Below are 12526 nucleotides of genomic sequence, written 5' to 3'. Positions count from 1 at the left end.
TAATCCTCCTCAGTACATATTGCGTTCATATTCGAAGTATAGAGTATGAAATACAGATGAACTGGGGAGGATGTTTTTATGAAAAAAATGAGAAAAGAACTTTCTGAAGCACGATCATCCGGAGTGGCCGGTACAGGAGAGGAGATATCGAAATGAAGATGGCATGGAAAGAGATGATGAAGTTCAAGACAAGATATGTGATTCTGTGGTCGATAATTTTCCTGATCAGCCTGCTGACGATGATCATAGCCGGCCTGGCGAATGGGCTGTCATATGATAATGCCTCACTCATCAAGGATATACCCGAAGGCACCTTCTATATGGAGGCGGAAGCGGAATCACAGTATAATTTTTCCGGTTTGGATGAAAAGAAAAGGGCAGAAATCAAAGAAGCGGTACCGGAAGCCGCATTTTTCTCCATACAGATGGGAGAGCTCGAAAGTGACGATGGGAAGCGGCATGGCGTTGCATTCGTCAATTCAGACGGAAGTCTCTTTCCTCAAGTGGAGGAAGGGGAGACCATTTTGGATGCTTCACTAATGGGATCGGCCATCAAGGAAGATGAGGGGCTGACCAACAGACTGATGGATGGCAAATTGCAAGTGGAGTCATTCATCGAACAGCAGAAGTTCAGTCATTCTCCGGTCGCGTTTGTAGATCGCGCAGATTTCGAGGAGATGTATCGTACGGATGCATATCAGATCGCTTTTGTAGAAGGTGAAGATGCGCCTGCAGTGGCGGGGCTTGAGAGATATACAAACGATGAATTCATGAATACCATTCCAAGTTACAGTGCAGAACAGCTGTCATTGAACATGATCGTCGTATTCCTGTTCATCATCAGTGGCATGCTTTTCGGCATCTTCTTCTATATGATCAACGTTCAGAAAATTGCAATGTATGGCATCCTGAAGGCCGTCGGCGTCAAAACAGCAACCCTCTTCAGGATGATGTGGGCACAGATGGCCATCATCACAACCATCGCCCTCATTTTATCAGTAGGGCTCAGCCAGCTGCTTGCCCTGATCATGCCGGCAGACATGCCATTCATGTTGACGGCCGGTTCTGCTTCCATGATGTCGCTTGTCTTCATCATCATTGGATTCGCCGGTTCAAGCGTGTCGGGAATCCAGATCAGCAGAGTGGAACCGATGCAGGCAATAAACCAAGGAGGTGTGTAGGATGCCGATTCTATCAGTCGATGGACTTGAAAAGACATTCAGCAGTGCCAATAGGGAAGAAAAAGTTTTGAAGGGAATCAACCTGGAAATCACCAAAGGTGAAATCACTGTACTCACCGGTGCTTCCGGGTCCGGAAAAAGCACTTTGCTCACAATAGCAGCAGGTCTGCAGAAATCTACGGCCGGCACAATCATATTTCAAAACGAAGCACTGACAGATATGAACACCCGCCAGGTACGGGCCATACGGGCCAAAAAGTTCGGCTTTGTATTCCAGCATGCGCATCTCGTACCATTTTTGACGGTGAAGGAGCAGTTGGAGCTGATGATGGATACAGCAGAATTGAAATGGAGCAAAGACAGAAGAAAAGAGGAAATCAGAAGCATACTTGACCTGGTCGACATGTGGGGACATAGGGACAGTTATCCTGGTACGCTTTCCGGTGGAGAGAAGCAGAGGGTGGCGATTGCCCGGGCAGTTGTCCATAAGCCTGAGATGCTGTTTGCCGATGAACCGACGGCGAGCCTTGATTCGAAACGCTCGATGGAAGTGATGAAACTGCTGAGGACCTTATCCAGGGAGCGGAACATCACAGTACTGATGGTAACACATGAGGAAGAAACCCTTGAGTACGCTGATACTATCGTACAGATGAAGGATGGGGTCATCGGGAAAGGATGAGTATGATAGAAAGAAGAAGTATCGCAGAGAAAAACTTATCTGTGCGATGCTTCTTTTTCGTACAGATCCAGTTGGTAGAAGCTTAGGTTGAGCCATCTGTCGAACTTAACCTACTTGAACTTCATCATTTCTGTGCAAGATATCATGTGTTCGTATAGAAAAATGGAATTTTTTAGCTGAAGGGAGATATACTCCTTTCAATGTGGTAGGCTATGAAATGGGATACTGAGATACACAATCAAATAAATTCATCGAAAGGAGCGATTTGATATGTCTGAATCTACTATGAAAATCATAGATCTACATAAGGACATCGGTCGCAAGCAGATCATCCGGAACCTGAACTTTGAAATACGTCCAGGAGAGGTTTTCGGATTCATCGGTCCGAATGGTGCCGGAAAGACGACTACAATCCGCATGATGGTCGGTCTGATCGGCATCACAAAAGGCGATGTCGTCATCAAGGGCCACAGCATCAAAAAGGAATATAGGAAAGCAATCAGCGAGGTGGGGGCGATCGTCGAGAACCCTGAAATGTATCCGTTCATGACAGGCTGGCAGAACCTGAAGCATTTCGCACGCATGTCGAATGGCATTACAGATGAGCGGATCAGGGAAGTCATCCAGCTGGTCGGTCTGGATAATGCGATCGGAACCAAGGTCGGGAAGTATTCACTCGGGATGCGCCAGCGTCTCGGTATCGCACAGGCGCTGCTCCACAGCCCGTCGGTGCTCATACTGGATGAGCCGACGAACGGACTGGATCCTGCCGGCATCCGGGAAATCAGACGCTATATACGCAGATTGGCAGTGGAAGAGAATGTCTCCGTCATCGTATCCAGCCACCTGCTCAGTGAAATCGAGCTGATGTGCGACCGGATCGGAATCATCAAAAACGGCAAGCTCATCGCAACCAACGACTTGAATGAAGAATCGGATACTGATACTTCCATCGTCAATCTGGATGTGAATCCGAAAGAGGAAGCCATTGAGGTGCTAAGGACGATGCCGGACATTGAAGTGCTGGAGACGGCCGACCGCCTCCAGATCCGGTTGAAAAGGGACGATATACCGCAACTGGTGACCACGCTGGTCCATCGGGATATCGAAGTATACGGCGTCAATGTCATGCAGACTACCCTGGAAGATAGATTCCTCGAGATGATTGGAGAGAATGTAATTGACTAAGCTATTCGACCTCGTCAGAAATGAACTCGCTAAAATCTATGTACTGAAATCGACCTGGGTCATGTATCTCTTCCTGGTCGCACTCGTCATCTTCAGCCTGATCATGAATACCGTCACCGACTCTGTCGATTCTGAGACGACCTACTCCGATGACTGGAAGACCGAACTGCAGGAAGAGAATCAGACGCTGATGGAAGAGATAGAGACTGAAGGGGAAGACGATCCTTTCATCGAATCCACCAACATGTCCCTGATAGAACAGAATACGTACCATCTTGAAAATGACATCCGGCCATACAGCTATCACGCCGGCAATTTCGTTCTCGACAATCTCTTCACGACATCACTCGTCAGTCTGTTCGTCATCATCATTGCCGGAGGCATCGTCGCCAATGAATTCAGATGGGGGACGATCAAGCAGCTGCTGATCCGACCGATTTCAAGGAGCACCATATTGCTGTCCAAATACATCGCTGTCCTGCTGTTTACACTGTTCACCTTACTATTCCTGTTGGCGGCGAGCATCATCGTGGGACTGATTGCGTACGGCCTACCTGCACTCAATCCGGAAATCATCGTCACCCGTCCCGACGGCATGTCGAGCAATGGAATGTTGTCTGAGATTGTCATGCAGTATGGATTCAAAGTCCTTAACATCATCGTACTTGCGACATTCGGCTTCATGATTTCGAGCATCTTCAGGAGCAGCGCACTCGCAATCGGACTCTCCATGTTCCTCATGTTCGTCGGAACCACTGCGGCTCAGGCAATGGCCCAATATGCCTGGTCCAAATATATCCTCTTCGCCAACACTGATCTGTCCGTGTACTTCACACCATATGGACCGATACGTGAGGAGATGACCGTCGGATTCTCGGTAGGCGTCATCGCAGTATACATGGTCATATTCATCATTGCTGCGTGGGCTGTGTTCACCAAAAGGGATGTGGCTTAAGAACGCAAATAAAATCAGGATGAAGCAGAGGCTTCATCCTGATTTTTTAATACACTTTTGCATAGATGACTAATGATATGAACACGGTAGATATCATAAGAGCGCCAAATATCTGGAATAGGTAATATGCTGGTGCATCAATCCAGTTGAACTGGAGAGCTGTCGTAAAGAATATGAAGTAGATTACCATGGCGACGAAAGAGGCCATGGTTCCCTTCTGTCTGATCAGCTTCATCCTTTCATCCTTCTGAATAAACTGTGGATATAGATATGCCATGCTGAAACTCACGACTGCCATAGCAATAGTCACATAGAATATGCCTGCCGGTGGTGACTCTGCCATGATTGCTGCAAATCCCGTAAGCCCGGCCAATACAATAAAGAAAACACCGAGTATAAGAAACGACGCTCTCAGACTATTCATATTTAAATATGCCTCCTAATCATTTGAATCACTTATAATCCTTATCCTCCAGAAAGAAAATCTGTTCGACCCTCACTTTGAATAATTCCGCCAATATCATCGCCAGCGGCAGAGAAGGATTGTATCTGCCTTTCTCTATGGAAATGATGGTCTGCCTTGATACTCCCAGTTTTTCAGCGAGTCTATCCTGTGAGTATCCCATTTTCTTTCTATGTTCTGCTACATTGTTTTTCAATGGCATACCACCTCTTTGTTTTCATTTTATTGTAAAGTGAGTTTTACGTCAAGTATACTTTACAATAATAGGAGCCCCAAATATAAAAGTAGAAGTTCAAGTTTCATACAGATCGAATAAAATTCACCAGTATATTTAAAAGACGGGCTCCTGTTTTTAGGAACCCGTCTTTTAAGTTAGAATACATTAAACTATAATGTTTCAGAATCATTGCGTAAATCCGGCCATCCACATGGAAAGCTGTGGTATGAACGCGATCAGGATCAGGCACAGCACCATGACGATGATGAATGGTATGACTGCGACTGTGGTCTTTTCGATCGACACTTTCCCGACACTCGAGGCGACGAATAGGTTGACGCCGAGTGGGGGAGTCACGAAGCCGATGGCGAGTGCGACGACAAGTATGATGCCGAAGTGGATCGGATCGACGCCGACGGCTGTGACAACCGGCAGCAGGATTGGTGTGAGTACGACCAATGCTGAAATCGTATCGATGAACATGCCGACGACGAGCAGGAACAGGATGACGATGAACAGTATGGCAACCGGGTTGGATGACAGATTTGTCAGATAGGTTGCGATGCTGTTAGGTATCTGTTCTAGCGTCATGAAGAATGCGAATGATACGGAAAAGCTGATGATGATCATCGTGGTCGCATTGATCATGATGGTCTCCATAAAGCCATCGTAGATCGCCTTGAAATCGAGTTCCTTATAGATGAATATGCCGACGATCAGGGCGTAGACGACGGCTGTGACAGCTGCTTCCGTCGGTGTGAATATACCGCCGTAGATTCCGCCGAGTATGATAACGGGGATGAGCAGCGCCCATTTAGCCTCGTTCAGTGCCTTCAGCACATCCTTGAAGTCGAATGTCCGTTTATCTTCCGAAGGCTTGTATCCTTTCGCCTTAGAGATGAAGTAGGCCGTCAGCATAATGGCGATGCCGACGAGCATTCCAGGCAGGATGCCTGCCATGAACAGTGCACCGACGGAGACATTGCCGATCGCGCCATAGAGGACGAGCGGAATGCTTGGGGGGATGATGACGCCCATGGAACCTGCCGTTGCAGGTACGGCAGAGGCGAATCCCTGGTCGTAGTTTCTTGCGATCATCGCCGGAATCATGAATCCGCCTATTGCCGCAACCGTTGCCGGTCCTGAACCGGCGATGGCAGCAAAGAACATGCATGCAACAATGGTAACGAGTGACAGCCCGCCGGTCATCCAGCCGACCAGGGCGGTCGCCAGGTCAAGCAGTCTTTTCGAAATGCCGCCCTTACCCATAAGTACTCCTGCCAAAATGAAGAACGGGATGGCGAGAAGCGGGAAGGAGTCGAGTGATGTGAATGCCTTCTGGGCAATCAGGCTGATCGGCAGGTCGGTACCGAACCATATGGCCGCGAGTGCTGAGACCCCGAGCGAGATCGCTATGGGTACACCGATCAGGAAACAGAGTATGAAGACACCGAATAATATAGCTACTGTCATGATGCCGCCTCCCCGGGTTTGTCATAGTCTTTTTTGATGATTTCAATCATCTGCAGGATGAGGCGTATCATCATGCTCAAGGCGCCGAGTGGGACGGCGAGATATGGCAGCCAGAATGGAATCTGTGTTGCTGGGGCGACCTGGCCATACTGCAGTGTCGTCATGACAAGCTCGGTTCCAAAAATTGCAACGAGCAGGACCATCAGGAACCAGACGATGAGGGCGACCATATCAAGCACCTTCCGGGTCATCCCATGGAAGAGGTCGATGAATGCCGAGACTTTGATATGCTCCCTCAGTTTCACTGCATAGCCTGCACCGATCCAGACTTGGAATATGTGTATATAGCGCGCGGCTTCCTCCGTCCAGCTTGGGGCGTTCTGGAATATATATCGTCCGATGACCTGTCCGAAAATGAGCGCTACCATGAGGACAAGAGTCGCGATGAGAAAACCTTCTTCAATTCTATTGAATTTTTTGATCATTGTTCCGCTCCTTCTGTAGGTAGTAGGGCGTGCAGCTATTCATCTTTTGCCTCGAAAAGGTCGTCTATTAGATTATTGCCGAGCTTTTCGTCGTATTTTTCATATACAGGCTCTGCCGCCTCGATGAACGCTTCACGCTGTTCTTCGGTTATATCGTTTACCTTGAGGCCATCCTCCTTCATTACTTCGAGATATTCCTCATCCTGCTGGTGGGCGAGTTCCCGCTGCTCCTCCCGGAACATGATGGCCGCATCCATGACCACTTCCTGCAGGTCTTCAGGTAGCCCTTCATAGAAGTCATTGTTCATAAGGAGGACAGTCGGCATATAATATTGGCCGACGAGGCTCATGTATTCCTGTACTTCATACAGGTTGCTGGTGTAGTAGAGCGAAATCGGGCCTTCCATAGCGTCGTATGTACCCTGCTGCAATGCGGTATACATCTCACCGAAGGCGAACGGTGACGCATTGGCTCCGAATGACTTGAAGATATCAGTCTGGACGGGACTCTCCAATGTTCTGAACTTCAGGCCCTCAAGGTCTTCCGGTTCATAGATGGGACGTTCATTATTGGTGATATGACGGAAGCCGTTTTCGGCGTATACGAGCCCCTTCAGATTGTAGTCCTCCAGCTCATCGAGCAGGCTCTGGCCATACTCCCCATCAAGTACCTTATAGGCTTCTTCGTAGTTTTCGAAAAGGAAGGGGAGGTCAAGCACCATGAAATTCTGGTTGAAGGATGAGACGACTGCGAGTGCCGGAATCGTCATCTCGACATTGCCGAGCTGTACCGACTCGACAGCTTCCCGGTCGGAAGGGAAGAGGGAGCCGCTTGGATAAAGTTCGACTTCAAGTCTGCCGCCGGATTCCTCTTCGATCTGCTCCTTGAACTTCTCCCCGATGATATGTGAGGAATGACTTTCCGAAACCAGATAGGCCAGCCGGATTGTTGTTGTTTCGGATGACTCGTTCTGGTTCGGACGGCCGCATGCGGACAGGACAAGCGTCAGCATGAGGGCAATAAAAATCGTTTTTTTCATTAATGGACACGTCCCTTTATTTGAATGGTGGTTGTGCATATTCGTGGTGGAGGTGAAACGGGTATGGATGATGTTGGAACAAATACCACGCCATACCATATGTATGTAGTCTAATTTGCGCACATTGTATGCTATAGTATTTTCACAAAACTGTAAAGATTAAAAATATATCATCAAATATGTCATCTACACATGGGTAATTAAATTTATCCAGGTGGATTTTAACTCATGACAGAATAAAGGGCACACCCTGATTCCAGGATGTGCCCGTAGGACCGTGCTATATATCTTCCAGCAGTGCATGTGAAACTTCATTCTTTCTCGGGGCCCGTCTGAAGAGGTATTCACCGCTCCGGATCGAGGCAAGCACATCTGCCCGTTCACGTACTGCTTCATACGTATCATATGCATCAAGTACGATGAAGTTTGCCGGCTTGCCCTGTTCGATGCCATACTCATCGTTCAGCTGCATGACCTTTGCGCCATTATATGTGATGAGGTTGAAGGCCTTGTTTATTTCATCTATATGCGTGTAGTGGGCGAGGTGGATGCCGTTGTCGAGAATGTTCATCATGTTTCCATTGCCGAGCGGATACCAGTAGTCGGCGATGGAGTCCTGCGCAAATGCAACTGCATTGCCGTTTGAAAGCAGTTCCTTCACACGCGTCAATCCCCGACGTTTCGGATAGGTGTCGCTGCGACCCTGCAGATGGGCATTCTCGGTCGGACAGGAGATGAAATTGATCTTCGATTCGTGGAAGAGGCCCATCATCTTCGCCGCGTAGCTGTCATCTGCCGATCCGAAGCTGCACGTATGGCTCGCTGTCGTCTTTTCACCGTAGCCCTTCTCCATGACAAGTGCATTGAGCACTTCCAGGAAGCGGCTGTTGGGATCATCATTCTCATCGCAGTGGATGTCGATCATGACATCATATTTGAGGGCGAGGTCGACGATGCGCTTCAGCGATTCCACGCCATGCTCATACGAGATTTCAAAATGGGGGATGCCGCCGACGACATCCGCCCCCATCTCAAGGGCTTTCTCGACGAGTTGTTCCGCTCCGTCATAGCGGAAGAACCCTTCCTGTGGAAATGCGACAAGCTGAAGCGTCACTACATCCTTCAGTTCCTCCTTCAACTTGAGCAGGGCCTTCATGCCGGTGAGGTTCGGATCCGTCACATCCACATGCGTCCTGATATACTGGACACCATGGTTCAGCTCCTTCCTTATGCCCTGGAGGGCACGTGCACGCACCATTTCTTCAGTCAACGACTTCTTGTTGTCGCTCCAGCGCTGTATGCCTTCAAACAGCGTGCCTGAAATGTTGGCGTTGCCCGGGCCCAGGCCTGAAAAGATATAATCAAGATGAAGGTGTGGATCGACGTAAGGCGGGAGGACCAGGCGGTGCTCCAGATCGATCACCTCTTCAGCATCATCAAGATCCTGGCCGATGGATTTGAAGACACCATCCTCAACCAGGATTTCACTTGCTTCATCCTGTCCGTATATATTGGCATTGATGAACTTTTTCATAATTGTGCTCCTCTCTATTTTTCAATACATATCAATTTTAAGAGAGAAGGGGGGGCAAATCAACAAAGTAGCAGGAGCAGACACCACTAAAAGAATATGAATGGAGGAATATGAATGAAATTCATCGGAATAGATCTGGCATGGACATACCGGAATGAGACGGGTGTATGTGTCATGGACGCGGACGGCCGGGTGGAATTCCTGGATGCTGTGGTCTACAGCAACGAGGATATACTGGACATCATCATGGACCACACCGATGGTCCTGTGACGATTGCGATCGACGCCCCGCTCATCGTCAATAATGAAAAAGGGTCAAGGGGTGCAGAAGGGGAGCTGATGCGTGCAAGGATCCATGGCCACAGGCTGTTCGCCTTCAACTCGAACCGCGCCTTCCTCACCCGTGCATTCGGCGATATACGCGGAGAGACTTTGATGAACCACATCATCCAGTCGGTACCCGGCATCAGAATCGGTTTCGACAACAGAGCGTCCAATATTGTCGAAACCTTCCCGACAGGCATCTGCTGCGGCCTTTTCCCAGATAAGCATCCGATCAGGTACAAAAAGAAGCGTAAGATGACCTTCAAGGAGACATGCGGGGAGATGGACCGGATTATAACCCTGTTCAGGCAGTTGGAAGCGGAAGGAATTATAGACGGCCTTGACGGAAGACTCGGATGGGATGTGGGGGACGCGACTCGAAAATCGCACAAGCACCTCGAAGACAAGGTTGATGCTTTCCTTTGTGCCTATGCCATGTACGCCTTATATACAGGGGAGGCGGAAGAAACTCTGTTCGGCAGCATTGAGGAAGGTTTCATAAGCCTGCCTGTAAGGACATAGTGCCATAACTTGTAATTATTGACTGAAAATTCAGAAGGGTATATGATGGTATCAAAGTATTTTACATATCCTTACACAAAATGCTTGACCATGAAAAGGGGATCAAAGCCCATCGGGCTTTTGATATAGACTAAAGAAGAAAGGAGCGTAAGTACTGTCGCAGATGTCTTTGAGCTGAATAATCAGACTAAACAGTGTCAAACACTAACAGGAGGGTTAAGATGGCAGGAAATCGTGGTGTAGTCTATACTGGAGCAGGCAGCGTTGAAGTAAGGGATATTGATTATCCGGATCTCGTACTCAGGGAAGGTCCGGGAGTACCGAAGGAGAACGTTGGACGGAAATGTGAACATGGCGTCATCCTGAAAGTCATTACGACGAACATCTGTGGTAGTGACCAGCATATGGTAAGAGGTAGAACGACGGCGCCTGAAGGGCTTGTCCTCGGTCATGAAATTTTAGGGGAAGTCATTGAAGTGGGCAGGGACGTCGAATTCGTCAAAAAAGGCGACATCGCCTCCGTACCTTTCAACATCGCATGTGGCCGTTGTGTCATGTGTCGTGAACAGAAAACACATATTTGCCTGAACACGAACCCGGAACGTGCCGGTGCAGCTTATGGCTATGTAGATATGGGAGGCTGGGTCGGCGGCCAGTCCGAATATGTCATGGTGCCGTACGCAGACTTCCAGCTGCTCGTATTCCCGGATAGGGAAGTGGCTATGGAGAAAGTACTCGATTTGACGATGCTTTCCGACATCTTCCCGACGGGCTATCATGGGGCCTACACTGCAGGCGTCAAGACAGGTTCGACGGTATATATCGCCGGTGCCGGCCCGGTTGGCCTCGCTGCTGCACACTCGGCGCAGCTTCTCGGCGCATCCCGCGTCATCGTCGGTGACCTGCAGGATGAACGTCTCAAGCAGGCGGAAAGCTTCGGATGTGAGACGGTCAACGTCTCCAAGCATGACCGGTTGAGTGAGCAGATCGAAAATATACTTGGAGTGGACGAAGTGGATTGCGCCGTCGATGCAGTCGGTTTTGAGGCATCAGGCCATGGCGCCGATGGCGGGGAACAGCCTGCCGCTGTGCTCAACAGCATCATGGACGTTACGACAGCCGGTGGTAAGCTCGGTATCCCAGGCCTTTATGTTACTGAGGATCCAGGAGCATCCGACAAGGAAGCACAGCAGGGTACCTTGAAAGTACGTCTCGGCCTCGGTTGGGCGAAGGCACATACATTCGTTACAGGCCAGACACCTGCAATGAAATACAACCGTGACCTGATGAAGGCCATCCTTTCCGGCCGTGCAGATATTGCGAAAGCGGTTAATGCAACGGTCATCAGTCTGGACGAGGCGCCGAATGGTTACCAGGACTTCGATAAGGGTGCAGCGAAGAAATTCGTCATCGACCCGCATGGTTCGTTGAAATAATCCTATTATACAGGAAGACCCAGGGCATCCATACCCTGGGTCTTCTCTTTCATTTACATGCCTATGAAGTCTTTGATGTAAGTAATGCCCTCTAACCATCTAAGAAGCGGTTAAGGAACTGGATGTCTTCAAGATTCATGAAGTCCACGCCGAGTGCCACGAGTATGGAGATGCCGAGTGTCCAGGCGATGACGCTCAAAGTCACCCACCAGAATGTCGCCTTCTGACTGCCGCCGAGTACGACCGCCATTAATGCTGTAAAGTGGCTGCCGACGAAGAAGGGGCCGATGAAGGCCAGTCCCGGCAAACCGTACTTCTTCCATATGGCTTCGGCACGCTCCGATTTACGGTCCTTCTTTTTACCATTTCTTTCCTGTCGTGTGAGATACCACCTCTTGATGCGATCCATGAGGATGATGAGCAGGAGCAGGGTCGCTAGATTGCCGAGCACGCCTATTATGAAGGTCATGGTGAAATTCATGCCGCCCAGGATTCCGACCGGCACCACGACGAAGGCTTCGAACAGGGGTACGGCAGATAATAGGAATACTATGATGTAGGCAATGATCAGTGATAGGTTCATTACATTCCTCCGGAATATGATTTCTGTCTGAAATCAGTCTACCACATTGCATCCGTTGAAGCTCTCATCAACATATCCATGAAGAGATGTTTCAAAAGATTGGAAAACGTCTATTTAAGTAGGGAGAGCAAGATCTGATTGGAGGAAGACTGATGGATATCAAAAAAGGCGAGAACATGTTCTTCGTAGGTGAGGATGATGTCAATCCTGAAGCTGAAATCATATATAGTGTGGATGATGATGGCGACTATGTAGTGGAAGGTACAAGGGTGGACGACCACCTCACCAATGATGGGGTCGGGACAAGACTGGTTGAAACGATGGCAGAGTTTGCTGCGCAGGAAGACAGGAAGATCGACCCGCAATGCCCATTCACAAGGAACGTCATGGAAAAAGATGATGAAATGAGAAAGCTGATCAAAAACTAATTTGCTGCCGGGGAT

The 12526-nt window shown here is 49.0% G+C and carries 14 protein-coding genes; 7 read left to right on the top strand and 7 right to left on the bottom strand.

Annotation, left to right across the window (positions count from 1 at the left end; translation table 11 throughout):
* Positions 1 to 152 precede the first annotated feature (152 nt).
* The 4 genes from EDC33_RS02425 (at position 153) to EDC33_RS02410 (ending at position 4006) form a co-directional block, all read left to right on the top strand.
* Positions 153 to 1181, top strand: coding sequence for an ABC transporter permease (locus EDC33_RS02425; protein ID WP_124010065.1), 1029 nt, complete (start codon positions 153 to 155; stop codon positions 1179 to 1181).
* Position 1182: 1 nt separating this feature from the next.
* Positions 1183 to 1863: an ABC transporter ATP-binding protein gene (locus EDC33_RS02420; RefSeq protein WP_124010064.1), complete on the top strand. Its 681-nt coding sequence runs from the start codon at positions 1183 to 1185 to the stop codon at positions 1861 to 1863.
* A 270-nt stretch (positions 1864 to 2133) separates the two neighbouring features.
* Entirely contained in the window at positions 2134 to 3051 is a 918-nt protein-coding gene (locus EDC33_RS02415; RefSeq protein WP_124010063.1) for an ABC transporter ATP-binding protein, read from the top strand.
* A complete protein-coding gene (locus tag EDC33_RS02410; RefSeq protein ID WP_124010062.1) occupies positions 3044 to 4006 on the top strand; it encodes an ABC transporter permease in 963 nt (320 codons plus the stop codon). Before EDC33_RS02415 ends, EDC33_RS02410 begins: the two co-directional genes overlap by 8 nt.
* A 46-nt stretch (positions 4007 to 4052) precedes the next feature.
* Here the strand turns inward: EDC33_RS02410 and EDC33_RS02405 are convergent, their stop codons facing one another.
* The 6 genes from EDC33_RS02405 to EDC33_RS02380 form a co-directional block, all read right to left on the bottom strand.
* Positions 4053 to 4430, bottom strand: a complete 378-nt coding sequence (locus tag EDC33_RS02405) for a permease (RefSeq protein ID WP_124010061.1) — start codon at positions 4428 to 4430, stop codon at positions 4053 to 4055.
* A gap of 28 nt (positions 4431 to 4458) precedes the next feature.
* Positions 4459 to 4665 (bottom strand): helix-turn-helix transcriptional regulator, encoded by a 207-nt coding sequence (locus EDC33_RS02400; protein WP_124010060.1) that lies wholly within the window; start codon positions 4663 to 4665, stop codon positions 4459 to 4461.
* 207 nt (positions 4666 to 4872) lie between these two features.
* On the bottom strand, positions 4873 to 6159 hold the full coding sequence (locus tag EDC33_RS02395) for a TRAP transporter large permease (RefSeq protein ID WP_040104602.1): 1287 nt from the start codon (positions 6157 to 6159) through the stop codon (positions 4873 to 4875).
* The gene (locus tag EDC33_RS02390) at positions 6156 to 6644 is read right to left on the bottom strand and encodes a TRAP transporter small permease (RefSeq protein WP_124010059.1); all 489 of its coding nucleotides are present in this window, start codon (positions 6642 to 6644) and stop codon (positions 6156 to 6158) included. The genes EDC33_RS02395 and EDC33_RS02390 overlap by 4 nt, the downstream gene beginning before the upstream one ends.
* Before the next feature lie 35 nt (positions 6645 to 6679).
* Positions 6680 to 7684, bottom strand: a complete 1005-nt coding sequence (locus EDC33_RS02385; protein ID WP_124010058.1) for a TRAP transporter substrate-binding protein — start codon at positions 7682 to 7684, stop codon at positions 6680 to 6682.
* Between the two features lie 280 nt (positions 7685 to 7964).
* Complete coding sequence (locus EDC33_RS02380) at positions 7965 to 9218, bottom strand: amidohydrolase family protein (protein ID WP_188358180.1); 1254 nt, start codon at positions 9216 to 9218, stop codon at positions 7965 to 7967.
* A gap of 114 nt (positions 9219 to 9332) precedes the next feature.
* Here EDC33_RS02380 and EDC33_RS02375 point away from each other — a divergent pair, with 114 nt between their 5' ends.
* A complete protein-coding gene (locus EDC33_RS02375; RefSeq protein ID WP_124010056.1) occupies positions 9333 to 10064 on the top strand; it encodes a DUF429 domain-containing protein in 732 nt (243 codons plus the stop codon).
* 221 nt (positions 10065 to 10285) lie between these two features.
* Positions 10286 to 11500 (top strand): formaldehyde dehydrogenase, glutathione-independent, encoded by a 1215-nt coding sequence (gene fdhA / locus EDC33_RS02370; protein ID WP_124010055.1) that lies wholly within the window; start codon positions 10286 to 10288, stop codon positions 11498 to 11500.
* Between the two features lie 91 nt (positions 11501 to 11591).
* Here the strand turns inward: fdhA and EDC33_RS02365 are convergent, their stop codons facing one another.
* Positions 11592 to 12083, bottom strand: a complete 492-nt coding sequence (locus EDC33_RS02365; protein WP_124010054.1) for a small multi-drug export protein — start codon at positions 12081 to 12083, stop codon at positions 11592 to 11594.
* A 152-nt stretch (positions 12084 to 12235) separates the two neighbouring features.
* On the opposite strand from EDC33_RS02365, the gene EDC33_RS02360 reads away from it, so the two are divergent.
* Positions 12236 to 12511, top strand: a complete 276-nt coding sequence (locus tag EDC33_RS02360) for an N-acetyltransferase (RefSeq protein ID WP_052443595.1) — start codon at positions 12236 to 12238, stop codon at positions 12509 to 12511.
* The last annotated feature ends 15 nt before the right edge of the window (positions 12512 to 12526 follow it).

The organism is Salinicoccus roseus (genome assembly GCF_003814515.1).
GTDB lineage: Bacteria > Bacillota > Bacilli > Staphylococcales > Salinicoccaceae > Salinicoccus > Salinicoccus roseus.
The sequence above is the reverse complement of the archived record's forward strand: the minus strand, read 5'-3'. Positions and strand labels throughout refer to the sequence as shown.

Coding starts and splice junctions, on each gene's coding strand:
- EDC33_RS02365 (WP_124010054.1), bottom strand. CDS start 12,083: ATGAACCTATCACTGATCATTGCCTACATCATAGTATTCCTATTATCT.
- EDC33_RS02415 (WP_124010063.1), top strand. CDS start 2,134: ATGTCTGAATCTACTATGAAAATCATAGATCTACATAAGGACATCGGT.
- EDC33_RS02375 (WP_124010056.1), top strand. CDS start 9,333: ATGAAATTCATCGGAATAGATCTGGCATGGACATACCGGAATGAGACG.
- EDC33_RS02405 (WP_124010061.1), bottom strand. CDS start 4,430: ATGAATAGTCTGAGAGCGTCGTTTCTTATACTCGGTGTTTTCTTTATT.
- EDC33_RS02380 (WP_188358180.1), bottom strand. CDS start 9,218: ATGAAAAAGTTCATCAATGCCAATATATACGGACAGGATGAAGCAAGT.
- EDC33_RS02390 (WP_124010059.1), bottom strand. CDS start 6,644: ATGATCAAAAAATTCAATAGAATTGAAGAAGGTTTTCTCATCGCGACT.
- EDC33_RS02385 (WP_124010058.1), bottom strand. CDS start 7,684: ATGAAAAAAACGATTTTTATTGCCCTCATGCTGACGCTTGTCCTGTCC.
- EDC33_RS02395 (WP_040104602.1), bottom strand. CDS start 6,159: ATGACAGTAGCTATATTATTCGGTGTCTTCATACTCTGTTTCCTGATC.
- EDC33_RS02420 (WP_124010064.1), top strand. CDS start 1,183: ATGCCGATTCTATCAGTCGATGGACTTGAAAAGACATTCAGCAGTGCC.
- EDC33_RS02425 (WP_124010065.1), top strand. CDS start 153: ATGAAGATGGCATGGAAAGAGATGATGAAGTTCAAGACAAGATATGTG.
- fdhA (WP_124010055.1), top strand. CDS start 10,286: ATGGCAGGAAATCGTGGTGTAGTCTATACTGGAGCAGGCAGCGTTGAA.
- EDC33_RS02360 (WP_052443595.1), top strand. CDS start 12,236: ATGGATATCAAAAAAGGCGAGAACATGTTCTTCGTAGGTGAGGATGAT.